Source organism: Ewingella sp. CoE-038-23 (assembly GCF_040419245.1).
In the GTDB taxonomy this organism is placed as follows: Bacteria; Pseudomonadota; Gammaproteobacteria; order Enterobacterales; family Enterobacteriaceae; genus Ewingella; species Ewingella allii.
Genome location: NZ_JAZHOH010000001.1, coordinates 2,631,027 through 2,653,461, shown reverse-complemented (window position 1 = coordinate 2,653,461; position 22,435 = coordinate 2,631,027). Strand labels below are relative to the sequence as shown.

Genomic DNA, 22,435 nt, shown 5'->3' with positions numbered 1-22,435 from the left:
TAAGCTGTCTGCGTAATTTGAAGGAACGTTATGGCTATTAAAAATCCCTATTATGATGCGTCTAAGCCGCACCATACGCCGGAAGGGTTTACCAATCCTGAACCTCATAATCGACAGGACGGCGATCTCAAGCGCTGGCAGCGCGAGCGCAAAGAGCAGCAGTTACCCAAGCCGCCGCGCCGTGGCTATGAGCATTTTATTTCCCAGTGGTGGCAGAAGGCCGAGTTTAGCGGCCGCGAAGATCGCCTGTGGTTCCTCGGCCATGCCTGCCTGCTGTTACGGATTGCGGGGAAAACCGTGCTGATGGACCCGGTGCTCTCTGCTCGTGCCTCGCCGTTGAAATTCTACGGCCCAAAACGTAAGACGCCGGTGAGCGCCGACGTCGCGGATTTGCCGCACATCGATTATGTGCTGCTGTCGCACAACCACTACGATCATCTGGATAAGCCGACCATTAAACGGCTGCTGCGCCGCTTCCCCGAGCTGGCGTTTATTGTGCCGCTGGGCATGAAGCGTTGGCTGATACGCCAGGGTGCGCGCCACGTCACCGAGCTGGACTGGTGGCAGGAGCACAGCTTTGGCGGGTTGACTTTCCACGCGGTGCCCGCCCGCCACTGGAGTATGAGAACCCTGTGGGACCGAAATCGCTCGCTCTGGTGTGGCTGGGTGGTCACCAGCGCCGACCTGCGTTTCTACTTCTCCGGCGACAGTGGTTATAGCAATCAATTCAAAGTTATTGGCGATAAGCTGGGGCCTTTCGATCTGGCGGCGATCCCAGTTGGCGCCTATGCACCACGATGGTTCATGAGTGCGCAGCATATGGACCCGCAGCAGGCGGTAGAGGTGTTCGCAGAAATAAAATGCCGCAAAGCCGTGCCAATTCACTGGGGGGTGTTTGAATTAGCGGATGAATCTTTGGATGAGCCTTTGCAGGAATTAGCCCAGGCCACGCAAAACAATGCAGAAATCGCCGCGCGTTTTTATCCCTTGAAAATTGGGCAGAGCATTCTGCCTGAGTGAAATAGGTACAGTATTAACGCTTATTGACGGGAGGCTATCCTCCCGTCATGGCTGATGGTCATTTCCCCCGCCCGATAACATCGCCATAGGCCCAGCGCCTTGCTGCCGAGCCGCCTACCGGGCAGAGGCTAAAACCGGTGAAACGCTGAAAATGTCTCTTAGCTCTCGTTTTCTACCCAAATAGAAAATGGAATCGTGATGACGATCACTGTAAAGGGTTTATTAAAATAGAAATCCAGTTTCGAGTTTAAACATACTTAAATTAACTGTGGTTATATAATCAACAGTAATTTAACCATCCGGTCATTATTATTTCATCATAATGTTAAATACTAGAAACAGGCGCTATTGCCATATTGACCATGGCGCTATGGGAGGCTGAAATTATTCCAACTAATAAGGCAGCGTTATTAGTTGTAATAAAATTGTTTGCTCGCTTGCGGTGCAATAGATTACGGGCGAACCAATGAAATGCACCACGGTCTTCAAGTGCGCCCATTTTGGTGAATGCATAACCAATCAGTAACGAGCGTTGCGGCGCAGTCCTCTCAGTACTTCATGGCATATCTTAAAAGATAAAAATTCAAATAAAGTTGTCTTTTACGCTTACCGATCGCCATTAAATGAGCAATAATCAGGGCTAGTCGTTATTGTTTTGAATCAAAGACAGGCTTCCCTGTTAAGCAGAAAAAAGCATGTCTATCAACATATTTCAGCTTAGCCAAACGGCTACCGGCTTTAACCGGCTCAAATATGTGCGACACGTCCATCACTGATTAAAAATGGCTTGCCATCGAAATCAGTTTATGTGATAACGCATATGGGTAAAACGAGGTACGGTTCTGTATATGTGTGGCATTTTCAGTAAAGAAGACTTGAGTAAAAACGTTATCGTTGAACGCTGCTTCTCTGCCGATTTATATCTTAGTGCCTCAAGCAGTAACGACTCTAGTTTGTCTATGTAACGCCAATAGGCGGCTTTAAACAATCCAAAGGAAATACTCAAGATGGCAAAGATTAAAGGTCAGGTTAAGTGGTTCAACGAGTCTAAAGGCTTCGGTTTCATCACTCCTGCTGACGGCAGCAAAGACGTATTCGTACACTTCTCTGCCATTCAGGGCAACGGCTTCAAAACTCTGGCTGAAGGCCAGAACGTTGAGTTCTCAATTCAAGATGGCCAGAAAGGCCCATCTGCTGTTGATGTAACTCCAGTCTAAGCAGCATCAGCTGTGAAAAAAACCCGCCATGTGCGGGTTTTTTTGTATCTGCGATCTGAGGCCGCGTCACTCAGGCAAAATCATAATGCCCGATTGCTGATTGCGACCACTGATCCCCGGATGCGTTGGGTCTTTGGCCCGCTGGTGGGTGTTGCGGCGAAAACTGGTGTAGGTATAGCTACCGTCCAGCTCGGTACTACAGATGGTGCAGCCGCCGGAATGGTCAATGGCGCCAAAGCCTAAATACTCAAGCTTGGCCTGAGCAATGGCCGCTAAGTCGAGATGGCGCGGGGAAGGGGAGATCAGCGCGGGCGGCAGGTCCAGGTCGCGCAAAAACTCATCCACCAGCTCTTGGCTGACTTCATAACAGCAGGCGCGCGCCGCCGGGCCGATTGATACCACCCAATCCTCCACGCTGCCGTCTTGATTAATGCGTTCGGCCATTTTCTCAATAATGCCCGCCTTTAGCCCACGCCAACCGGCATGCACCACGCCCACGCGGCGACCGTCCCGACGGCTGAAAATTAGCGGCAGGCAGTCGGCGCTAAACACGGTTAATAGAATGCCGGGATGGGAAGTATAGAAGCCGTCAGCTTCGCCACAGGGCTGGGCGGGCTGGATGATATCCACGATGCGGGTACCGTGGACCTGCTTTTTCTGCGGCCGGGTCGGTTCAAACTCGGCTAAAATCTCGGGGATTAGAGCGCGCTTGCCGCCGAAGCCGTGGCGGATCCCAGGTATCTGGCTGAGTAACGCCGAAATGTCAGTCATATAAACCACGTCAAATAAGTAAAACGTCGAAGGCTCAGTGTAGCTGGGTTTTTCCTTTCCATGCCAGCGGTTGCAACTCTCGGGTGCGTTCTTTAGACTTGGCGGCATTCTGCCTGCGGGCACCGCGAATTCCCTTTAGGATCTTCATGAGTTATCAATGTCCTCTTTGCCATCAGTTACTTACGCTTAACGATCGCCAGTGGCGCTGCCCGCAAAATCATCAGTTTGATCATGCCAAAGAAGGCTATGTCAATTTGATGCCCGTACAGCATAAGCGTTCGAAGCAGCCGGGGGACAGCCCGGAGATGATGGAGTCGCGCCGCCGGTTCCTCGACGCTGGACATTACCAGCCTTTGCGCGATCTTGTGGCGCAGCGGCTGAACGAGGCGCTGCCGGCAGAGGCCTCGACGCTGTTGGACATCGGCTGTGGTGAAGGCTATTACACCGCCGAGGTGGCGCGTCGTTTGAGCGAGCAGCGCAGGATCGAGGTGTATGGTTTGGACGTCGCCAAAGTGGCCATTCGCAACGCCGCCAAACGCTATCGTGAGGTGAACTTTTGCGTAGCGTCGAGCCACCGCCTGCCGTTTGCCGACCAGTCGCTTGACGCCGTGCTGCGTATTTATGCGCCGTGCAAGGCAGAAGAGCTATATCGCGCCGTTAAGTCCGGCGGGCTGGTGCTGACCGTCGCGCCGGGGCCGCGTCATTTATACCAGCTGAAAGGGCTTATCTATTCGCAAGTGCAACTGCACGCCGAGTTGGATGAACGGCTGGAAGGCTTTGAGCGGGTGAGTCAGGAGACGCTGGCGTATCCAATGAAGTTGAAGGGTGCCGAAGCTTTTGATCTATTGCAGATGACGCCCTTTGCGTGGCGGGCCACCGAAGAAGTTAAAGCGGCGTTGCTGGCTGAGACGTCGTTCTCCTGTGAAACCGACTTCCTCATTAGAGTGCATCGCCGCGCCTAATAGGCTTCTCAGCTCAGATAGCCTAAGTGCTCCAGCAGGATGTTGCAGCCAATACCAATCAGCACCACGCCACCCAGCACTTCGGCCCAGCGCCCTAACAGCGGGCCGATAAAGCGTCCTAAGAGAATGCCGATGGTCGCCATGAGGGTGGTGGCCAGCCCGATAGCCAGCGCGGTATGGATAATATTCACCTGCAGGAAAGCCAAGCCGACGCCGATGGCCATAGCATCTAGGCTGGTGCCAATGGCGGTGGCGGCCAAAATCCAAAAGCCGTGGCGGCTTTGCGCGGTGGCCTCTTCCTGCTGTTTATTCTTCAAACCTTCCAGAATCATGCGCGCGCCCAGAATGAACAGCAGGGTGAAGGCGACCCAGTGGTCCCACGCCATAATATATTTGCTGGCGACCAAGCCAATGCCCCAACCAATCAGCGGGGTGATAGCTTCAATGATGCCAAAGATTAAACCGGTGCGCAGTGCTTCACGAAAGTGAGGGCGGTGTAGGCTGGCGCCTTTGCCTATCGACGCCGCAAATGCGTCCATCGACATGCCGAAAGCCAGAATCAGTGTTGCGGATAAGTTCACGAGTGTTACCTCGGCCGGGTGTTTCCATATACACGTAACCCACCCCCAACCTTACGACGGAGCTACGCGTCTATGGTCTCGCCAACCTCACGGCTGCTCGCACCACGTTTTATTTCAAAACGAGTATGTTGATACGAGCGTTTTCACATCTATTGTGCAAGACAATGGATGCAAAAACCGGCTACTCCCCAAATGACGGCGCAACCTTAACATAATATTTTAATTGATAACAACAACAAATAATTTAGGGTTTAGCATTCTCAAAGATAATGATTTTCATTAAGTACCCGCACTGATCATATTGATTGGATAATAAACTCACAAATTGTGGAATTAAACATCAATAACAACTCTACGGGTAATTGGCGTTATTTAAATATAATGCTATTAAATATAGCCAATAGCATAAATTACGTAACTTATTGATTTTCAATCATTAGATTATAGATGTTCTGCAAGTCGTCTAACTGGCTCACCCTTATTAACAGCTTGCGTTGTTCCAGTTCGATCACTAAAACGCCATCCTCTGAGAGATTCATGGATTTGATTCGGTCATAGGTGATAAATGCATTGGCGTAGTAAAAGCCTGTCGATTTAAACAACATTTTTGGCCAGCGGATAAACGAGATATAGAAAGCAATCAGCGCCAGACCTATTAATAAGTAGTTGGTGATCGGTGTGCCCTGAGCATTCACATTGTTATAAAGCAGGATGGCCAGCAGGCCAATAAAGATAATGCAATCAATCTTGTTACGGCGGCGCAGGTTGACGCGCAGCAGCGTTTTCCCTTTGTTAGATCCCATCAGGAATTCGTCGTAAATGGCGTAGGCCAGAAGCAGAAGGGCGAAGACGGCGAGGACGATATCAGTGAGGGACATGCAAACTTCTCCAGCGTGAAAGCATAAAAAAGCCGGGGGATAGGCTCCCCCGGCTTAGTGATTACTTAAAGGCCTAACAGGCCAATCCAGTAACCGAAGATACCAATGGCGAAGAAGCCAATGATGATCCACAAGGCGTTAACTTTACGGCGTAACAGCCACATACAGCCGAAGGTCAGCAGCAGTGGAACCAGACCCGGCATCAGCTGGTCGAGAATGGTCTGAACGGTAGTCACCGTGGTTTTACCGGTTTGGTCGGTAATGGTCGACACCACCAGCGGTATGTTGACGTGCGTCCACTTGTTAACCAAGGCCCCCATGACAAACAGGCCGAGAATTGACGCCCCCTCGGTCAGTTTTTGCAGGAAGCCGCCGCCCATATCGTTAACGATATCGACACCTTTTTTGTAGCCATATGCCACGCCGTAGTAGCGAGTCAGCAGGCGTACAAGGTTAAACAGGACGAAGAACAGCAGTGGACCCAGCAGGCTGCCGCTCATCGCGATACCCGCGCCAAGGGCGGCGAATACCGGGCGAACAGTACCCCAAAAGATTGGGTCACCCACGCCAGCCAATGGACCCATCAGACCGACTTTCAGGCCGTTGATGGCCGCGTCGTCGATAGGTGCGCCGTTGGCACGCTGCTCTTCCATCGCCAACGTTACGCCCAGAACAGGTGCCGCAACGTAAGGATGGGTGTTAAAGAACTCTAAGTGGCGTTTGATGGCCGCTTTACGATCATCGTTGTTCTCTGGGTAGAGACGACGAATGGCCGGAACCATGCAATAACAGAAACCCAGTGCCTGCATACGTTCAAAGTTCCATGAACCCTGGAACAGGTTCGAACGCATGAACACACCGCGAATGTCGCCTGGCGTTAGTTTCTTTTCAGGAGTTTGGCTAACTGCAGTTTGATCAACCATTTCTCTCACCCTTAATCTAATTCGTTATCGAGATCGTTAACACCCTGTGCTGGCCCAGCCGCTTGCGCAGACTTGTTGTATTTCGGGCTCAACTGGATGTACAGCACTGCCATAACCACACCAATCACACCCAGGGCAACCAGGTTGAAGTTGGTGAAAGCAGCGGTGACGAAACCGAGGTAGAAGAACGGCATCAGGTAACCGGCGCGCATCATGTTGATGACCATCGCATAACCGACGACCACAATCATACCGCCCGCAATGTTCAGACCGTTGGTCACAACAGCAGGGATAGATGCCAGCATTTCCTGAACCACTTCGGTACCAACAGACACGGCAACGATCACGGCAGGGATGGCGATACGCATCGCTTGGAGTACCAACGCCGAAACGTGGATCCAGGAGATAGCGCGCAGGTTGCCGCGTTCTGCCGCACTGTCAGCCGCGTGCTGGAAGGCAACGGTGATGGTACGAACGATGATGGTAAGAACCTGACCCGCCGCTGCCAGTGGGATAGCAAGGGCAATACCCGCGCCAACCGACTGACCACCGGCAATAACCAGGATGGTTGAAATGATGGAGGCGAGGGCGGCATCGGGCGCTACTGCCGCACCGATATTCATCCAGCCAAGGGCAATCATTTCCAGCGTACCACCGATGATGATCCCGGTTTTAACATCACCAAGAACAAAACCGATTAAGGTACAAGCCACTAAAGGACGGTGGAACTGGAATTCATCAAGGATGGAACCCATCCCCGCAATACATGCAACAATAAATATCAGCACAATCTGTAGTGTGGTGATCTCCATTGCACTTCTCCTATGACAAAAGGACTCTGAGTAAAATAAGCTCATCAGAAACAGATTATTTGTTAAAAATCTGTCGCTTTAATTCGCTGAGTTTATTAATTCATTTTATTAATGAGATCCATCATCTTCAGGCGACTGTCAGAAGAGACTTTACGCACCTCAAGCTCGATACCCTTGGCGTTCAATTGCTTGAAAGCTTCAATATCTTTTTCATCGACGGAAACGGCGTTATTAACCTGAGTTTTACCTTGACGGAATGCCATACCACCAATGTTAACCGACGTAATATTTACCCCACCTTCAACAACGCGCAGAACATCTGTCGGGTTGGTAAATAAGAGCATAACGCGGTCGCCGGCATATTTTGGGTTGTCGTAAACGCGAATGGCTTTAGCCACATCGACGACGTGCGCCGTCACGCCAGGAGGAGCAACCTGCGTCAACAATGTCTTACGGACATGGTCGGCGGCTACTTCGTCACTGACGACGATGATGCGGTTAACGTTGGTTTCTTTGGTCCAGCGTGTCGCAACCTGACCGTGAATTAAACGGTCATCGATGCGAGCCAGGCCAATTTTCATGTGATCATTCGGGCCTGTTGGACGCGCTGGCGCGGCCGCTTTAGGTGCCGAAGCCACAGGTTGAACAGCGGCTGTTTCTGTTTCTGGTTCAGGAGTTTTCAGCGCTTTCACGCCAACACGCCCGGTTTCCACCGCAATGGCGACCAGTTCAGCAAACGAAGGGTTGTCGTCACGCGCCATGAAGGTTTCCGCCAGCATAGGGATATTCACCCCAGTGACCACTTCATAATTCTCTTTGTCGACGACAATTCGGCTGGCGGCATTAAACGGACTGCCACCCCAGGTATCTACTAAGAAGAGCACGCCGCTGCTGGTATCAAGTCCACCCAGTTTTGCCGTGTATTTCTCAATTAATGTTTCAGCATTTTCGCCGGGAACGAAATCAATAAAGGCGACGTTATCCTGTTCGCCTAAAATCATTTCCGCCGTTTTCAGCAGCTGTTCGGCTGCTGACCCATGCGTGCCGATGATAATAGCAATACTCACTCGCTACCTCCTCTGTTAACCCTTAAGGTTATGCACATAAGTGTGGGTGCTCATTAAATTCGACACTTTTGTTACCCGTGACGAATGTTGCTGTTCTTGCGCGCGGTCCATTGAGAGATGACTCAGAACCTTCGTGCTTTTCAGTCTTTAATTTCTGATAAACAACAAGAAGCGTGCATTGCAGAACCTCAACAGGTTGTGCGACCGGATTTATTTTAGTGTGTGAAAAAATAAATTATGTGACGACTGTCTGCTATTGAACGACGTATGATGAATGAGTTATGTCATTGCATACAAAAACAGCATAGTGGAAGTGGAATACTCTGGAGCCAAAAACATTCTTTTCCGAATAAATGATTCCTGATAGAGTTGCTTTCCCAATAATTGCACAGGAGTATCGGGCCTCAGCCCTCCCTATGGACTGTCACCGACGTCACTTATCCTCTTTTTCCTTCTTTTCTCAGTATTCCGGCAATTTCGCCTATTCAGGTCGGATTAATGCCGCATTGAAATCGTTTACTCAGATCACCACTGATCTCAACCACCGGACCAGCTCTGGCGGGAACGTCTTGCGTCTTTTTTCTCATTCTGTGAATCACGGGGCCTAATATGGAATTTTTAATGGACCCATCGATTTGGGTCGGTCTACTGACACTGGTCGTGCTGGAAATTGTTCTCGGCATCGACAACCTGGTTTTCATCGCCATCCTGGCTGACAAGCTGCCGCCAAAGCAGCGCGACAAGGCCCGTATTATCGGCCTGTCACTGGCGCTAATTATGCGCCTCGGCCTGCTGTCACTGATTTCATGGATGGTGAAACTCACCACGCCGCTGTTCAGCATCGCGCAATTTAGTTTCTCCGGGCGCGACCTGATCCTGCTGCTGGGGGGGATATTCCTGCTATTCAAAGCCACGACTGAACTGCATGAGCGGTTGGAAGGGCAGCAAAGCCACGGCGGTAATAACCGCGGTTACGCCAGTTTCTGGTCGGTGGTGGCGCAAATAGTGGTGCTCGACGCGGTATTCTCCCTCGACGCGGTGATCACCGCCGTCGGTATGGTGAATAACCTTGCAGTGATGATGACCGCGGTGGTGATCGCCATGGGCGTGATGCTGCTGGCCTCCAAGTCGCTAACGCGCTTTGTGAACAATCACCCGACGGTAGTGGTGCTCTGTCTGAGCTTCCTGCTGATGATTGGTCTGAGCCTGATTGCGGAAGGTTTTGGTTTCCATATTCCGAAAGGTTACCTGTACGCCGCCATTGGTTTCTCGATTCTTATCGAATTGTTCAACCAAATCGCGCGTCGCAACTTCCTCAAGAGCCAGTCGAATCGTCCAATGCGTGAACGCACGGCCGAGGCGATCCATCGCCTGATGGGGGGCAAAAGCCACCGTCATGAAGAAGAAGACGATCAACGTCAGACGCTGCCGAACCAAGAAACCTTCGCCGAAGAAGAGCGCCACATGATTAGCGGCGTCCTGACGCTGGCTTCGCGCTCTCTGCGCAGCATCATGACGCCGCGCGCGGATATCTCGTGGGTCGACTGCGAACGCTCTCCGGCGGAAATCCGCATGCAGCTGCTGGACACGCCGCACAGCCTGTTCCCAATCTGTCGCCACTCGCTGGATGACGTGATTGGCGTGGTGCGCGCTAAAGACCTGCTGGTGGCGTTGGAAAACGGCGAAAACATTGTCGCCTTTGCCGAAAAGACTGCGCCAATCGTGGTGCCGGAAACTATCGACGTCATCAACCTGTTGTCGGTTCTGCGCCGTGCGAGAGGCCGTTTGGTGATTGTCAGCAATGAATTTGGCGTGGTGCAAGGGCTGGTCACGCCTTTGGACGTGCTGGAAGCCATTGCCGGTGAGTTCCCGGACGAGGATGAAACCCCAGACGTGGTCGTCGATGGCGACGGCTGGATTGCCAAGGGTGGCACCGATTTGCACCTCTTGCAGCAGATCCTCGACACCTACGAGCTGGTCAGCCCAACTGACGACTACGCCTCGTTGGCCGGTCTGCTGTTAGCCCAGTCGGGACAGATGCCTGAAGTGGGGGAAATCATTGAGATCCCGCCGCTGAAATTCGAAATTATCGAACTCGCCGAGTACCGTATTGAGCGCGTGAAGATAACCAAGATTAAATCTGAGCATGATTGGCACGAGGCCGAATAACCTGTCAGGGTGATTCAGCAATAAAAACGGCGACTTCGGTCGCCGTTTTCTATTCTGCCCAGCCCAAAATCCTCCTTAGAAGGAAAATGGCGCGGCCAGCTGATTGTTCTGCTCATAGCGTTCAAGCCACTGCGGGAAGATATCTATCGGCATCGGACGGGCGAAGTAAAAACCCTGTAGCGCATCCACCTGACGCTCGCGCAGGTAGTTGGCCTGCTCCAGCGTCTCCACCCCTTCGGCAATCAGTTTCAGCTTCAGGCGATGGGCCAACGTAATGATGGTGTCAGTCACCGTGGCGTTAATGGCGTCAGTGCCAATGGAAGCGGTAAAGGCGCGGTCAATCTTCAACACGTCAGGATTCAGTGCCTTGAGGTAGCTCAGCGAGCTGTGTCCGGTGCCGAAATCGTCAATCGCCAGCATCACTCCCATGGCTTTTAGCTTGGCTATATGCTGCGCGCTCAGCTCCTGCAGTCGGGTGCGCTCGGTCAGCTCCAGCATCAGCGAGACGTCGGGCTTGGCGGAAAGCCAGAGATCGCGGACGTCATCAATGATTTCCATATTGTGGAAGTGCTGCGCAGCGACATTGACGCTGATGTAGAAGTCTTCGCGTGGCGGAAAAAGGTGCAGGTTCTCACTCACCTGTCGCAGCAGGTAGCGCGTCAGCGGAATAATTAACCCATGCTGCTCGGCCAGCGGGATGAACAGCTCGGGCGACACCCACTCCTGGCGGCGGTTCTTCCAGCGCATCAGGGTTTCAACCCCGACGCAGGTGCCATTGGCGCTATTTATGATTGGCTGGCAATAGACCTGAAACTCGCGGTGGGAGATAGCATGGCTAATCGGATAACCCAGGCTGAGGCGGCTGGCGGACAGCAAATAGGTGGCGATGGCGACCAGCAGGCTGATAAGCAGTGATAGGGGCAGGTGAGAAGGGAGGTCGCCCCAGGCAATGGTGGTGGCGGTATCGCCATACAGCGAAATGGAGAAATCATTATGGGTGGAATAGGCCTGCACCACTTCATCACCGCCGAGCTTGCTGCGCGGCACAATGTGGTTTTTGTCGTATTCCAGGCTCTGATTGAGCACGTTAAGCACGATGCGATTGGCGTAAGGCGGCTGCGGCTCTAGCAGGAAATTCCCCAGAATGCCGATGTTATAGACAAACAGCACGCCGTTGCGATTATCGTTTTCTAACGGCTGCCACTGCACCAGCGTCGGGATGCTTTCTGGCGTCATGATCGAGTAGCGCAGCTGCACCCGCTTGTTGCCTAACGCCAGTTCGGGCAGTAGCTGGTTGAAGTCCACCTGTAGCGCACCCGCGAGGCTCGAACAGACGATTTTGCCATTTACCACCAAGGCAATGGCGCGCAGGGTTTGAATTCTCGCCACGGCGCGCTGCAAACCGATTTGCTGCTGAGCGCAGCCGGTACCCGCCACGATAAAGTCGCCAAACGAAACTTTTGTTGCAGGCTGTAGAAGGTTCTCCAGTTTTTGCACTGTGTGATTTGCCAGCCGCTGCTGATTCAAACTGATGGCCCGGCTCTGTTCGCAAATGCGAATACCTAGCGTCATGATCAGGGCGAAAAGGCCAATCGCGGCGGCGAAGGCCACGCGGTAGGAGCGATATTTTGCGAGCGCTATCGGTGAAAAAGGCATACTACTGCTCCTCAAATTCCGACAAAATGCGCGAAAGTGACGTTGTCACGGATGAATGCCCTTATCATGTCCACCATCGAAGATAGCGGCTTATTCGTTTTATGGGTTGGTGAACCAGAATAGCTGACGTAACACGTGTTTCAGTAATAACGCAGAATGCCGTAGCAGCCGCGGAGAATGCAAGAGGGTGAAATGAGTTTTTCCTGATATTACAGGGGGTTTCTGTTAATAGAGAACAAATGGCTGTGGAGTTTACTGAAGGGCAGATTTCATGCGGCCGCCTCTCGGTATTACTGCATAAAACCGAGGGCGGCCGGGGTAACTATCAGCGTTGAGGCAGGTTAATCACACTGTACTTTGATGGCCAAACCACCCCGCGAGGTTTCGCGGTATTTGGCATTCATGTCTTTGCCGGTTTCGTACATGGTTTCGATCACTTTATCCAGAGAAACGCGAGGCTCGCTGGTGCGGCGCAGGGCCATACGCGCCGAGTTAATCGCTTTCACCGATGCAATCGCATTACGCTCGATACAAGGCACCTGCACTTGCCCGGCTACCGGGTCACAGGTCAGGCCGAGGTTGTGTTCCATGCCGATTTCCGCCGCCACGCATACCTGCTCCGGGCTACCGCCGAGCAGTTCCGCCAGACCGGCAGCCGCCATTGAGCAGGCCACGCCCACTTCACCCTGACAGCCCACTTCCGCACCGGAGATAGAGGCATTCATCTTGTACAGAATACCGATAGCGCCGGAGGTGAGGAAGTAGCGCAAATAGATGTCTGGGCTAACGGATTCGATGAACTGGTCATAATAGGCCAAAACCGCCGGCACGATTCCGCAGGCGCCGTTGGTCGGCGCCGTCACCACGCGGCCACCGGCGGCGTTTTCTTCATTGACCGCCAGCGCGAACATATTCACCCAGTCAATGACGTTCATCGGGTCATTGGAGAGCTTATCGTTGGACACCAGCATCCGGCGCAGGGCAGGAGCGCGACGCGGCACGCGCAGCGGCCCCGGCAGCACGCCTTCGGTGTTCAACCCGCGATCGATACAGGCCTTCATGGTCTGCCAGATATTTTCGAAATACAGCTCAATATCCTGCTTGCTGTGCTGCGCCAGCTCGTTCTTCATCATCAGCGCAGACAGCGACAGGCCTGTCTCTTTGCACTTCGCCAGCATTTCGCTCGCCGAGTTAAAGGCGTAAGGCACGGTGACCTGATCCAGTACCGGCTGGCCGAAATGCTCATCATCGACGATAAAACCACCGCCGACCGAGTAGTAGGTTTTGCTGTACAGCAGCTTGTCGCCCGCAAAAGCGTGGATCTGCATGCCATTTTCATGTTTGGACAGATTTTCATTGCGGAACACCATGCCGGTGTCCTGCGGGAAATCGACTTCGTGGTGGGTGTCGCCCAGCGGCAAACGGCGGCGCTGCTCGACATCGCGAATGAAGTGCGGAATGCCATCAATGTCCACGGTGTCAGGCTTGTTGCCCGCTAACCCGAGGATAATGGCGATATCAGTATGGTGTCCTTTACCCGTCAGCGACAGCGAGCCATAGACATCTACCGCAACGCGAGTGACGTCGGCCATCATGCCTTTTTCGAGCAGGTCATCCACAAACTGTTTGCCCGCTTTCATCGGCCCCAGCGTGTGGGAGCTGGAAGGACCAATACCGACCTTGAACATGTCGAAAACGCTAATCACGTTGAATACTCCTGTTTTGGCCGATGGCACTGTCATGTGCATCATGCCCGGATAGATTTACTGTTTAATTAATCTTTAGCAGTGGATTATCGCAGTTTTATTCCGGACTTAACACACAGTGTAAAAGGCCCTGTGACCTAAAGTGGCTTTTTTCGCATGAAATAAAGTAATTTGATGCCGAAATGTGACCAATGTGTAAATTATGGCCACATCAAAAGAGGGGATTAGGCGCGAATTTGCTCCGCCAGACGGCGAATAATGGCGGCGGTCAGCCCCCAAACGAACTGCTGCTGATACCAGGAAAGGTAAACGCGATGGTGAGTGCCAGCGCGATGGATATCCAGCGGGTGATAGCGCGACAGGTTAAACGCCTCTTCCAGCGGCATCTCGAACAGCTCGGCCACTTCGTCTTCGCAGGGGTGCAGCGGCACATCTACCGGCAGCAGCCCGACCACCGGCGTGACCTGAAAACCCGTGCTGCTGTCGAGCGGGGCCAGCGTGCCGAGCACGTTGACGTCGCCGTAGGGGATGGCCACCTCCTCCTGAGCTTCACGCAGCGCGGTGAAGATAATAGAAGAGTCCGAGGCATCCACCGCGCCGCCGGGGAAGGCGACCTGCCCGGCGTGCTTGCGCAGGCGGTCAGAGCGGCGGGTGAGCAGCAGCGTCGGCTGCTCGCGGCAGATGATCGGAATAAGCACCGCCGCCTGACGTTTCCCCGTCACCTTGGCTGGCGCCGAGGCCGGGAGTTGCAGTTGGAAACGGCGCACGAACTCTTCTACCGCAGGTGAATAACGCGGCATCTCGGTCGCTTTTTCAAGGCTCATCAATGCTTAGGTTCTCCCAGTTGGGGCAGAATTCGGGCCACTTTGTCGAAAGTCTCCTGATATTCCGCCTGTTCTACGCTGTCCGCCACAATACCACCGCCCGCCCAGCAATAAATGTGATCGCCCTCGGTCAATAGCGTGCGAATAGTTATGTTGCTGTCCATCGTGCCACAACAACTAATATAGGCGATGCTGCCGCAATAGGCGTTACGGCGATGCGGCTCCAGCTCCTCAATAATCTGCATGGCGCGGACTTTTGGCGCGCCGGTAATAGAGCCGCCGGGGAAGCAGGCGCGTAATAAATCACTGCCGTGGCACGCCGCCGGGAGGTCGGCGGTGATGGTGCTGACTAAGTGATGTACCGCCGGGAATGGCTCGACCACGAACAGTTCCGGCACTCGGACGCTGCCGGGCGTAGCGACGCGTCCGATGTCGTTACGCAGCAAATCGACAATCATCAGATTCTCCGCGCGATCCTTCTCTGACGCCGCGAGGCGCAGCGCCTGTTGGGCATCGGCCTGCGGATCGGCTAAGCGCGGCAGGGTGCCTTTGATCGGGCGCGTCTGCACGCGCTGGTTCTCCAGCCACAGGAAACGCTCCGGCGAGAGGCTCAGCACAGCGTTGTCCGGCAGACGAATAAAGGCTGAGAAGGGGGCACGGTTAGCGGCGTTCAGCGTCAGGAAGGCTTGCCACTCGTCCCCGGAATAGCGGGTGGAAAAACGTTGCGCCAGATTGATTTGGTAGCAGTCGCCGCTGTGCAGGTACTCCTGAATCTGGCGGAACTTCGCGCCATACTGCTCGCGGCTCATGTTGGCCTGCCAGTTGCCGTGCAGCGTAAATTCGCTGCTTTCCGCCGCCGGGGGCTGAGATTCAAGCCAAGCCAGACGCTGCTGAATGTCGCCGTGGCACACCAGCGTTAGGCGCTGCAAGTGGTGATCGGCAATCAGCGCCCAGTCATAAATGCCTACCGCCATGTCGGGCAGCCGAATATCCTGCGCGGCAATGCTCGGCAGGCTTTCTATCCGACGGCCCAAATCATAGCCGAACAGCCCCAGCGCGCCGCCGAGAAACGGCAAGTCTTCACGAGACTCGGCCCGCAGCCCTGAGTGCTGCAACTGCTGCTCTATAAGCAGAAAAGGATCCGCGTCGCTCACCTGAGTGCCTGTCGCGCTGGCAATCTCCGTGCTGTCGCCACGGGTGGTCAGCCGGATCAACGGATCGGCGACCAAAATATCAAAGCGATTATGGGCGTGATCCGCCGAGCCGGAGTGCAGCAGCATGGCCCACGGCTGAGCAGAGAGCGGCGCGAACCGCGTCAGCAGGGCGTCAGGATGGTAAGGGAGCGTATGTAAACGGTAAGTCTGGGCAGGCTGCATGGATGGCTTCACGATGTCTGACGAATGGGCTGGAACAGGGGGCGATCCTAACATAGATTTACGCCCCTGAAAGCTGCATAGGCCAATGCAGCAAGAAGGAGTATACTGGCGGTCCTTCACGTTGTAGTGGCGCTTGAATGGCGACATTGCTGACCGTATTTCCCTCATGACCCAGAAACAGGACACTCCCATGCTGACAGGTATGCCTTCACTTTCACATAGCGAACAGGAACAGGCCGCCGACCGTATCCGCCAATTGATGGCCGACGGCATGAGCAGCGGCGAAGCCATTGCCACGGTGGCGGATGAAATCCGCACCAAGCATCAGGGCGATCGCGTTACCGTTATTTTTGATGACGAAGACGAATAATGCCGAGCCGGGCTGAGAAGCCGGGCGCAAGAGATAAAAAAACCGGGTTCTTCGCAGGCCCGGTTTTTTTTGCATTAAACATCAGCAGAAAAAGGTTTAGCCCTTAACCACCACCGCCGCCGCGGCTTTCTTGGCCGTTTCGACGGCTTCTTCCACGCTGTCGCCGATAGACAGCGCCACGCCCAGACGGCGTTTGCCGCTAATTTCTGGCTTACCGAACAGACGAACCTGATTCGAGCCAACTAAAGCATTTTCCAGCCCGCTGAAGGTGACGTTGTTGCTGGTCAGCTCAGGCAAAATCACCGCAGAAGCCGACGGGCCAAACTGGCGAATCTGGCTAATCGGCAGGCCGAGGAAGGCGCGCACGTGCAGAGCGAACTCTGACAAGTCCTGAGAAATTAGGGTCACCATGCCGGTATCGTGAGGGCGCGGGGAGACTTCGCTGAACACCACGTCATCGCCGCAGATAAACAGCTCAACCCCGAACAAACCCTTGCCACCCAAGGCTTTCACCACGCTTTCGGCGATATCTTTGGCGCGTTGCAGCGCCAGCTCGCTCATTTGCTGCGGCTGCCAGGATTCGCGGTAGTCGCCATCTTCCTGACGATGGCCGATTGGCGCGCAGAAGTGAATGCCGTCCACCGCGCTGATGGTCAGCAGGGTAATTTCGAAATCAAACTTCACCAGACCTTCCACAATCACGCGACCGCCACCGGCGCGACCACCCTGTTGGGCGTAGTCCCACGCCTGCTGTAATGTCGCTTCGCTGCGGATCAGGCTCTGGCCTTTGCCGGAGGAACTCATTACCGGCTTGATGATGCACGGATAGCCAATTTCATCGACGGCGGCGCGGAAAGCGGCTTCATCGTCGGCAAATTTATAAGTAGAAGTTGGCAGCTTCAGGGTTTCAGCGGCCAGGCGGCGAATGCCTTCGCGGTTCATAGTCAGGCGCGTGGCTTCGGCGGTCGGCACCACGTTGTGGCCCATTTTTTCTAATTCGACCAGCATGCTGGTGGCGATAGCTTCAATCTCAGGCACGATGAAATCAGGGCGTTCGCTCTCAATAACCTGCTTCAGCGCCTCGCCGTCGAGCATGTTGATCACGTGGCTACGATGGGCAACCTGCATGGCGGGAGCATCGGCATAGCGGTCAACGGCAATCACTTCCAGACCAAGACGCTGGCATTCAAGGGCGACTTCTTTACCCAACTCGCCGGAACCCAATAACATGACGCGAGTCGCGCCGGTGCGCAGTGCAGTACCAATGGTTAACATAGCTTCGTACCCAGATCTGTGGTGGTTGAAAAGGTGTGCTGATGGCGCATTCATAGGCCAAATTCGCCGCCCTGTGAGCAGTTCGGGCGCATTATAACGGAAAAAAAAGGCGACGAAAACGATTGCGCGGCAAAGAGTGCGATTTGCGTGAGGCGGCTGAATATGCGTTAATATCACTGCACTCGCGATCGAGGCGGATGCTTTTAAAATAGTAAAGGATATAAAAATGAGTAAGTTAACTGGTCAGGTCAAGTGGTTCAACGAAAGCAAAGGTTTCGGTTTCATCACTCCGGCCGACGGTTCTAAAGACGTTTTCGTGCATTTCTCCGCAATTAACAGCGATGGTTTCAAAACGCTGGCCGAAGGTCAGAACGTTGAGTTCACCATTCAGGACAGCCCACGTGGCCCGTCCGCTGCTAACGTTGTTGCACTGTAAGTCTTACAGCAAAAACGCCTGAGCGTCTTGACCTCGGGGCAGTGACAGACAATCTGTCGCTGCACAGCATGAAAAACCCGCCTAGTGCGGGTTTTTTTGTGCATGACGTTCGCTGAGTAAGGCGGGCAGGCCGTCTCTCTGTTATCATTTAGCCCAAATCATGGCGCCGTTTTTTCCGTCGCTGCCCCCCAATTTTCTGCCTTATATAAAGAGTTATCGCCTTGAGCACGCATTCATTCTCCGTCCTGCCACTGCCCGCCGAGCAGCTATCTAACTTGTCCGAGCTGGGTTATGCCGAAATGACCCCCATTCAGGCCGCGTCTTTACCGGCTATCCTGCAAGGGCAGGACGTCCGCGCCAAAGCCAAAACGGGCAGCGGTAAAACGGCCGCGTTTGGCATCGGGCTGCTGGATAAAATCACCGTCGGGCAATTCGTGACCCAGTCGCTGGTGCTCTGTCCAACCCGTGAACTGGCCGATCAGGTCAGCAAAGAGCTGCGCCGTCTGGCGCGTTTCACCCAGAACATTAAAATTTTGACCCTGTGCGGCGGCCAGGCCATCGGACCTCAGCTTGAGTCTCTGGTGCATCCCGCGCATATCATCGTCGGCACGCCGGGCCGTATTCAGGAGCACCTGCGTAAAGGCACGCTGAAGCTGGATCAGCTGAAAGTACTGGTGCTGGACGAAGCGGATCGCATGCTGGATATGGGCTTTAACGAAGATATCGAAGACGTAGTGAGCTACGCGCCGCAAGATCGCCAAACCCTGCTGTTCTCCGCCACTTATCCGGAAGGCATCGAGCGCATCAGCAACAAATTCCAGCGTCAGCCAGTGAAAGTTGAAATTGAAGGCGAAGATGACATTGCCGACATCAAACAAGTGTTCATCGAAACTGACCGCAACCAGCGTCTGGCGCTGCTCACGGCGGTACTGTATCAGCACCAGCCAGCTTCCTGCGTGGTGTTCTGTAACACCAAGCGCGACTGCCAGGAGATTTACGAAGCACTGGCAGGCAAGGGCATTAGCGCGCTGGCGCTAAATGGCGATTTGGAACAGCGCGACCGCGATCGTGTGTTGGTGCGTTTCTCCAACGGCAGTTGCCGCGTGCTGGTGGCAACCGACGTCGCCGCGCGCGGTTTGGACATCAAACAGCTGAGTCTGGTGATCAACTACGAGCTGTCGTTTGATCCGGAAGTCCACGTCCACCGCGTAGGCCGTACGGGCCGTGCAGGCACCAGCGGCTTGGCGGTGAGTCTGGTCACGCCGCAGGAAATGGTGCGCGTTCACGCGCTGGAAGATTACACCCGTCAGGCCGTGGTTTGGCAGCCTGCCGCGCAGGTCATGTCGGCAACGCCAGTGGCGCTGGACCCAGAAATGGCCACCCTGTGCATTGACGGCGGCCGCAAAGCCAAGATCCGTCCCGGCGATATTCTCGGTGCCTTGACCGGTGATGCCGGGCTGACGGCGGCAGAAGTGGGGAAAATCGATATGTTCCCGGTTCACGCCTATGTAGCGATTCGCCAGAAAAGCGCCAAGAAAGCCCTGCAACGCTTGCAGGAAGGCAAAATCAAAGGCAAAAGCTGCAAAGCCATTATCCTGCGATAAGCCAGCAGCCGAGAAATAAGTTCGCGCCGCCGCCATGTTAACGTTGTGTTATGATCTTGTCATAGATTAACATGTGCCTGTTAAATATGACCCTGCATTAAGCAAGGATATCGCTTAATGCAGCGTTCGGTCAGGGACAGAATCCGCATTCGGGAGGCGAAACGTGAACAAATTAATTCTTAGCGCAGTGGTGGCAGTAGCAGGATTGAGTGGCGCAGCGCAGGCCGCGCAGACCTCGGAGCAGCAAAGTCGCACCATAACCATCGCGCCTTGCAACAATGCCAGCAAGGATGAAGTGGCCGCTCTGGTAAAACGTGATTTTCTGCAAAACCGTATTACCCGTTGGGACGAAGATAAAAAACTGCTCGGCACCTCAACGCCGGTGGTGTGGATCTCCCCCGACAGTATTACGGGTGATAGCGCCAACTGGAGCGTTCCGGTGAAAGCGCGCGGTAATCGCGCTGAGAAAACCTATCCGGTAACGCTTAACTGCCAGATTGGCCAGATCACCTACGGCACGCCGCACTAATTCTGCTTAAAGCGCCTCGGCACCTTGCTCGACGGCGCTTACTCTTGCTGTTTCCTGCTCCCCACCTCGCTTACCCGCTTAATGCTTGGTTTCGCAAAATAAACCTGTCACTCTGCATAAACCTTCAAGAATATTGAGAGAAAGCCTGATGATCACACCTCCAAAGGCTGAAAAACGCCCTAAAACGCTATCCATCCACGGTGAAGACCGTGTCGATAATTACTATTGGCTGCGTGACGATGACCGCGCCAACAGCGACGTGCTGAGCTATTTGCAGGCGGAAAACGCCTATACCGAACAGGCGCTGTTACCCCATCAGGCGCTGCGCGAAACCCTGTATCAAGAGATGGTGGCGCGCATCGCGCAGCAGGACCACTCGGTACCTTATGTCAAACACGGCTATCGCTATCAGACCCGCTACGAGCCGGGCAATGAATACGCGATCTATCTGCGCCAGCCAGCCGCCGAGAGCGAGCAGTGGCAGACGCTGATTGACGGCAATGAGCGCGCCAGCGACAGCGAGTTCTACACGCTGGGCGGTCTGGATATCAGCCCGGACAACAAGCTGATGGCCGTCTCGGAAGATTTCCTCTCTCGTCGCCAATATGACATTCGCATCAAGAATTTGCAGGATGAGAGCTGGAACGATGACCTGCTGAAGAACACCGCAGGCAGCGAGTGGGCCAACGACTCCCAGACCCTGTATTACGTGCGTAAACATAAAAAGACGCTGTTGCCATATCAGGTTTACCGCCACACCGTCGGCACCGATCCGAAAAACGACCAACTGGTGTATGAAGAGAAGGATGACACTTTCTACGTCGGTCTGGATAAAACCACCTCCGACCAGTATGTGATTATTCATCTCGACAGCACCACCACCTCCGAAGTGCTGCTGCTAGACGCCAACGACCCGCAGGCCAAGCCGCAGGTATTCGTCCCGCGCCGTAAAGACCACGAATACGGGCTGGACCACTATCAGGGCCATTTCTACATTCGCTCCAACCGCGACATCGCCGCGCCAAAAGACGGTAAAAACTTCGGTTTATACAAAAGCGCCGATAACAACGAAGCCAGCTGGCAGACGCTGATCGCCCCGCGCGAGGCGGTGATGCTGGAGGGCTTTAGCCTGTTCCGCGACTGGCTGGTGGTGGAAGAGCGCGAGCAGGGGCTGACCAACCTGCGCCAGATCCACTGGGCGACGGGTGAAGAGAAGTCCCTAAGCTTTGATGACCCGACCTATGTGACCTGGCTGGCCTACAACCCAGAGCCGGACACCTCGCTGCTGCGCTATGGCTACTCCTCAATGACCACGCCAAGCTCGCTGTTTGAGCTGAATCTGGACACCGGCGAGCGCAGGCTATTGAAGCAGCAGGAAGTGAAAGATTTCGACGCGGCCAACTACCGCAGCGAGCGCGTTTGGGTAACCGCGCGCGACGGCGTGAAAGTGCCGGTTTCGCTGGTATACCGCCGTGATACCTTCAAACCCAACAGCAACCCGCTGCTGGTTTATGGCTACGGCTCTTACGGCAGCAGTATGGACCCGGCATTTAGCGGCAGCCGCCTGAGTCTGTTGGATCGCGGCTTTGTCTTCGCTCTGGCACACATTCGCGGCGGCGCAGAGCTGGGCCAGCAGTGGTATGACAACGGCAAGCTGCTCAATAAGATGAACACCTTCCACGACTTCATCGACGTCACCAAAGAACTAGTGGCCGAGGGCTATGGCGAAGCCAGTCAGGTTTATGCCATGGGCGGCAGCGCCGGCGGCTTGCTGATGGGCGCGGTGATTAACCAGGCCCCGGAGTTATATCGCGGCATAGTCGCGCAGGTACCCTTTGTTGACGTGGTGACCACCATGCTCGACGAGTCTATCCCGCTGACCACCGGCGAGTATGACGAGTGGGGCAATCCGAATGACAAAACCTACTACGACTATATTCTGCAATATAGCCCGTACGATCAGGTGAAGGCGCAGGATTACCCGAATATGCTGGTGACCACCGGCCTGCATGATTCTCAGGTGCAATACTGGGAACCGGCCAAGTGGGTGGCGAAGCTGCGTGAGTTGAAAACTGACGATAACCAGCTGCTGATGTATACCGATATGGATTCCGGCCACGGCGGCAAGTCGGGGCGCTTCAAGGCTTACGAAGACATTGCGCTGGAATATGCTTTTGTTCTGGCACTGGCGGGAAAGTCGTAATTCTATGAGTTAATAGCGCGGCCTTTTCGCAATGAAAGGGCCGCGTGACGTCAGCA

Annotated in this window: 21 protein-coding genes and 1 riboswitch; of the genes, 10 read left to right on the top strand and 11 right to left on the bottom strand. The window is 54.2% G+C overall.

Features of this window, described 5'->3' with window-relative positions:
- Window positions 1-30: 30 nt before the first annotated feature.
- From V2154_RS12425 to cspE (V2154_RS12415), 3 genes are all read left to right on the top strand, one after another.
- Entirely contained in the window at window positions 31-1,020 is a 990-nt protein-coding gene (locus V2154_RS12425) for an MBL fold metallo-hydrolase (RefSeq protein ID WP_353502504.1), read from the top strand.
- Window positions 1,021-1,868: 848 nt separating this feature from the next.
- Entirely contained in the window at window positions 1,869-1,985 is a 117-nt protein-coding gene (locus V2154_RS12420) for a DUF2627 domain-containing protein (protein WP_353502503.1), read from the top strand.
- Window positions 1,986-2,027: 42 nt separating this feature from the next.
- The gene (gene cspE / locus V2154_RS12415; protein WP_353502502.1) at window positions 2,028-2,237 is read left to right on the top strand and encodes a transcription antiterminator/RNA stability regulator CspE; all 210 of its coding nucleotides are present in this window, start codon (window positions 2,028-2,030) and stop codon (window positions 2,235-2,237) included.
- A 66-nt stretch (window positions 2,238-2,303) separates the two neighbouring features.
- Here cspE (V2154_RS12415) and pgeF read toward each other — a convergent pair whose 3' ends face one another.
- The gene (gene pgeF / locus V2154_RS12410) at window positions 2,304-3,008 is read right to left on the bottom strand and encodes a peptidoglycan editing factor PgeF (protein ID WP_353502501.1); all 705 of its coding nucleotides are present in this window, start codon (window positions 3,006-3,008) and stop codon (window positions 2,304-2,306) included.
- A 146-nt stretch (window positions 3,009-3,154) separates the two neighbouring features.
- Here pgeF and rlmA point away from each other — a divergent pair, with 146 nt between their 5' ends.
- A complete protein-coding gene (gene rlmA / locus V2154_RS12405; RefSeq protein ID WP_353502500.1) occupies window positions 3,155-3,970 on the top strand; it encodes a 23S rRNA (guanine(745)-N(1))-methyltransferase in 816 nt (271 codons plus the stop codon).
- 8 nt (window positions 3,971-3,978) lie between these two features.
- Here rlmA and mntP read toward each other — a convergent pair whose 3' ends face one another.
- From mntP to manX, 5 genes are all read right to left on the bottom strand, one after another.
- Window positions 3,979-4,551 (bottom strand): manganese efflux pump MntP, encoded by a 573-nt coding sequence (gene mntP / locus V2154_RS12400; RefSeq protein WP_353502499.1) that lies wholly within the window; start codon window positions 4,549-4,551, stop codon window positions 3,979-3,981.
- Window positions 4,552-4,561: 10 nt separating this feature from the next.
- Window positions 4,562-4,754, bottom strand: a riboswitch (yybP-ykoY riboswitch).
- A 216-nt stretch (window positions 4,755-4,970) separates the two neighbouring features.
- The gene (locus V2154_RS12395; RefSeq protein ID WP_353502498.1) at window positions 4,971-5,429 is read right to left on the bottom strand and encodes a DUF986 family protein; all 459 of its coding nucleotides are present in this window, start codon (window positions 5,427-5,429) and stop codon (window positions 4,971-4,973) included.
- 65 nt (window positions 5,430-5,494) lie between these two features.
- On the bottom strand, window positions 5,495-6,352 hold the full coding sequence (locus tag V2154_RS12390) for a PTS mannose transporter subunit IID (RefSeq protein WP_353502497.1): 858 nt from the start codon (window positions 6,350-6,352) through the stop codon (window positions 5,495-5,497).
- Between the two features lie 11 nt (window positions 6,353-6,363).
- On the bottom strand, window positions 6,364-7,164 hold the full coding sequence (locus V2154_RS12385) for a PTS mannose/fructose/sorbose transporter subunit IIC (RefSeq protein ID WP_034791285.1): 801 nt from the start codon (window positions 7,162-7,164) through the stop codon (window positions 6,364-6,366).
- 95 nt (window positions 7,165-7,259) lie between these two features.
- A complete protein-coding gene (manX, locus tag V2154_RS12380; protein ID WP_353502496.1) occupies window positions 7,260-8,231 on the bottom strand; it encodes a PTS mannose transporter subunit IIAB in 972 nt (323 codons plus the stop codon).
- A gap of 609 nt (window positions 8,232-8,840) precedes the next feature.
- Here manX and V2154_RS12375 point away from each other — a divergent pair.
- Entirely contained in the window at window positions 8,841-10,400 is a 1,560-nt protein-coding gene (locus V2154_RS12375) for a TerC family protein (RefSeq protein ID WP_353502495.1), read from the top strand.
- Window positions 10,401-10,475: 75 nt separating this feature from the next.
- Here V2154_RS12375 and V2154_RS12370 read toward each other — a convergent pair whose 3' ends face one another.
- From V2154_RS12370 to pabB, 4 genes are all read right to left on the bottom strand, one after another.
- Window positions 10,476-12,056 (bottom strand): EAL domain-containing protein, encoded by a 1,581-nt coding sequence (locus V2154_RS12370; protein ID WP_353502494.1) that lies wholly within the window; start codon window positions 12,054-12,056, stop codon window positions 10,476-10,478.
- A 341-nt stretch (window positions 12,057-12,397) separates the two neighbouring features.
- Entirely contained in the window at window positions 12,398-13,762 is a 1,365-nt protein-coding gene (locus tag V2154_RS12365; protein ID WP_034791278.1) for an L-serine ammonia-lyase, read from the bottom strand.
- 224 nt (window positions 13,763-13,986) lie between these two features.
- Window positions 13,987-14,586, bottom strand: coding sequence for a CoA pyrophosphatase (locus V2154_RS12360; RefSeq protein ID WP_353502493.1), 600 nt, complete (start codon window positions 14,584-14,586; stop codon window positions 13,987-13,989).
- Complete coding sequence (gene pabB, locus V2154_RS12355) at window positions 14,586-15,962, bottom strand: aminodeoxychorismate synthase component 1 (protein ID WP_353503989.1); 1,377 nt, start codon at window positions 15,960-15,962, stop codon at window positions 14,586-14,588. The genes V2154_RS12360 and pabB overlap by 1 nt, the downstream gene beginning before the upstream one ends.
- A 190-nt stretch (window positions 15,963-16,152) precedes the next feature.
- On the opposite strand from pabB, the gene V2154_RS12350 reads away from it, so the two are divergent.
- Window positions 16,153-16,332, top strand: coding sequence for a YoaH family protein (locus V2154_RS12350; RefSeq protein WP_034791275.1), 180 nt, complete (start codon window positions 16,153-16,155; stop codon window positions 16,330-16,332).
- A gap of 96 nt (window positions 16,333-16,428) precedes the next feature.
- On the opposite strand, the gene purT is transcribed toward V2154_RS12350, so the two are convergent.
- The gene (purT, locus tag V2154_RS12345; RefSeq protein ID WP_353502492.1) at window positions 16,429-17,607 is read right to left on the bottom strand and encodes a formate-dependent phosphoribosylglycinamide formyltransferase; all 1,179 of its coding nucleotides are present in this window, start codon (window positions 17,605-17,607) and stop codon (window positions 16,429-16,431) included.
- 226 nt (window positions 17,608-17,833) lie between these two features.
- Here purT and cspE (V2154_RS12340) point away from each other — a divergent pair, with 226 nt between their 5' ends.
- The 4 genes from cspE (V2154_RS12340) to V2154_RS12325 all read left to right on the top strand — a co-directional run bounded on the left by cspE (V2154_RS12340) (window position 17,834) and on the right by V2154_RS12325 (window position 22,379).
- Window positions 17,834-18,043, top strand: coding sequence for a transcription antiterminator/RNA stability regulator CspE (gene cspE, locus V2154_RS12340; RefSeq protein ID WP_034791273.1), 210 nt, complete (start codon window positions 17,834-17,836; stop codon window positions 18,041-18,043).
- Between the two features lie 221 nt (window positions 18,044-18,264).
- Window positions 18,265-19,647, top strand: coding sequence for an ATP-dependent RNA helicase DbpA (gene dbpA, locus V2154_RS12335; protein WP_353502491.1), 1,383 nt, complete (start codon window positions 18,265-18,267; stop codon window positions 19,645-19,647).
- A 163-nt stretch (window positions 19,648-19,810) separates the two neighbouring features.
- A complete protein-coding gene (yebF, locus tag V2154_RS12330; protein WP_353502490.1) occupies window positions 19,811-20,176 on the top strand; it encodes a protein YebF in 366 nt (121 codons plus the stop codon).
- Between the two features lie 148 nt (window positions 20,177-20,324).
- Entirely contained in the window at window positions 20,325-22,379 is a 2,055-nt protein-coding gene (locus V2154_RS12325; protein ID WP_353502489.1) for a S9 family peptidase, read from the top strand.
- Window positions 22,380-22,435 lie beyond the last annotated feature (56 nt).

Coding starts and splice junctions, on each gene's coding strand:
- V2154_RS12425 (WP_353502504.1), top strand. CDS start 31: ATGGCTATTAAAAATCCCTATTATGATGCGTCTAAGCCGCACCATACG.
- V2154_RS12420 (WP_353502503.1), top strand. CDS start 1,869: ATGTGTGGCATTTTCAGTAAAGAAGACTTGAGTAAAAACGTTATCGTT.
- cspE (WP_353502502.1), top strand. CDS start 2,028: ATGGCAAAGATTAAAGGTCAGGTTAAGTGGTTCAACGAGTCTAAAGGC.
- pgeF (WP_353502501.1), bottom strand. CDS start 3,008: ATGACTGACATTTCGGCGTTACTCAGCCAGATACCTGGGATCCGCCAC.
- rlmA (WP_353502500.1), top strand. CDS start 3,155: ATGAGTTATCAATGTCCTCTTTGCCATCAGTTACTTACGCTTAACGAT.
- V2154_RS12395 (WP_353502498.1), bottom strand. CDS start 5,429: ATGTCCCTCACTGATATCGTCCTCGCCGTCTTCGCCCTTCTGCTTCTG.
- V2154_RS12390 (WP_353502497.1), bottom strand. CDS start 6,352: ATGGTTGATCAAACTGCAGTTAGCCAAACTCCTGAAAAGAAACTAACG.
- V2154_RS12385 (WP_034791285.1), bottom strand. CDS start 7,164: ATGGAGATCACCACACTACAGATTGTGCTGATATTTATTGTTGCATGT.
- V2154_RS12375 (WP_353502495.1), top strand. CDS start 8,841: ATGGAATTTTTAATGGACCCATCGATTTGGGTCGGTCTACTGACACTG.
- V2154_RS12370 (WP_353502494.1), bottom strand. CDS start 12,056: ATGCCTTTTTCACCGATAGCGCTCGCAAAATATCGCTCCTACCGCGTG.
- V2154_RS12360 (WP_353502493.1), bottom strand. CDS start 14,586: ATGAGCCTTGAAAAAGCGACCGAGATGCCGCGTTATTCACCTGCGGTA.
- pabB (WP_353503989.1), bottom strand. CDS start 15,962: ATGCAGCCTGCCCAGACTTACCGTTTACATACGCTCCCTTACCATCCT.
- V2154_RS12350 (WP_034791275.1), top strand. CDS start 16,153: ATGCTGACAGGTATGCCTTCACTTTCACATAGCGAACAGGAACAGGCC.
- purT (WP_353502492.1), bottom strand. CDS start 17,607: ATGTTAACCATTGGTACTGCACTGCGCACCGGCGCGACTCGCGTCATG.
- cspE (WP_034791273.1), top strand. CDS start 17,834: ATGAGTAAGTTAACTGGTCAGGTCAAGTGGTTCAACGAAAGCAAAGGT.
- V2154_RS12325 (WP_353502489.1), top strand. CDS start 20,325: ATGATCACACCTCCAAAGGCTGAAAAACGCCCTAAAACGCTATCCATC.